General features: G+C 66.8%; 1 protein-coding gene. It reads left to right on the top strand.

Annotation, left to right across the window (positions count from 1 at the left end):
• Positions 1 to 202 precede the first annotated feature (202 nt).
• Positions 203 to 1,237, top strand: coding sequence for an IS30 family transposase (locus EDF34_RS17395; protein ID WP_123372778.1), 1,035 nt, complete (start codon positions 203 to 205; stop codon positions 1,235 to 1,237).
• Positions 1,238 to 1,244 lie beyond the last annotated feature (7 nt).

Raw genomic sequence — 1,244 nt, 5'->3', positions numbered from 1 at the left:
CGGCGGTCTCAACCAGTCATCGCAACATGCTTCTCGGATGGGCTCTTGGTCTGGGTCGAGCGAGGGGTTGAGGTTGATGGTGCGTCGGGGCAGGTTTACGTTTCCGGTCGAGGTTCGTCGTTCGATCGTGCGGCTGGCCGCTCAGGGGGTGACGAGGAACGAGATCGCGGCCGAGGTGGGCGCTTCGGTGCGACTGGTCTACATGGTGCTGGGCAACTACGGCGGAGTACTGGCCGGGCGGGAGTTGTCCTCGCGGTTGCGGCTCACGTTGGACGAGCGCGTCGAGATCAAGCTCGCGATCGAGGCGGGTGACTCGATTCGGGCGGTCGCGCGGCGGCTGGGTCGTGCCCCGTCGACGATCTCGCGAGAGCTCGCGGCGAACGGTTCGCGCGGCGCCTATTCGCCGATGCCTGCCCACCGGCGCGCTGCCGAGCGACGCCGACGCCCGAAGATGACCAAGCTCGCGAACCACGCCGAGCTACGTGGCCGGGTTCTGGCTGACCTGGGTCAGTTGTGGTCCCCTGAGCAGATCAGCGCCAGGCTGCGCGCCGGGTTCCCCGATCGACCGGAGATGCGGGTGTCGCACGAGACGATCTACAAGTCGATCTACGTGCAAGGACGCGGCGAGCTGCGCCGCGAGCTGGCCGCCTGCCTGCGCACCGGACGCGCACAACGCAAACCCCAGGGCAGAGGCGAGCGGCACCGCCGGATCGCGGACATGATCATGATCAGCGACCGCCCCGCCGAGGCCGGCGATCGAGCCGTTCCCGGGCACTGGGAAGGTGACCTGATCATCGGCAAGAACGGCAACTCCGCGATCGGGACGCTCGTGGAGCGTTCGACCCGGTTCGTGATGCTGCTGCACCTGCCCGGGGACCGCACCGCCGCCACGGTCCGGGACGCGATGACAACCGCGATCGCCACGCTGCCGGCCGCGTTGACCCGCTCGATCACCTGGGACCAAGGCATCGAGATGGCCCAGCACGCCCAGTTCTCGGTCCAGACCGGCGTCCCGATCTACTTCTGCGACCCGCACTCACCCTGGCAACGCGGATCGAACGAGAACACCAACGGACTACTACGCCAGTACTTCCCCAAAAGCACCGACCTCTCGATGCACAGCCCCGAAGAACTTCAACGCGTCGCCGACTCGCTCAACGGCCGACCCCGCCAAACCCTTGGCTGGATGACACCATCAGAGAAGCTCAACGAGACACTCGTTGCGATGACTGGTTGAGACCGCC

Origin of the sequence: Cellulomonas sp. PhB150 (assembly GCF_003755175.1) — a bacterium.
GTDB lineage: Bacteria > Actinomycetota > Actinomycetes > Actinomycetales > Cellulomonadaceae > Cellulomonas.
The sequence above is the reverse complement of the archived record's forward strand: the minus strand, read 5'-3'. Positions and strand labels throughout refer to the sequence as shown.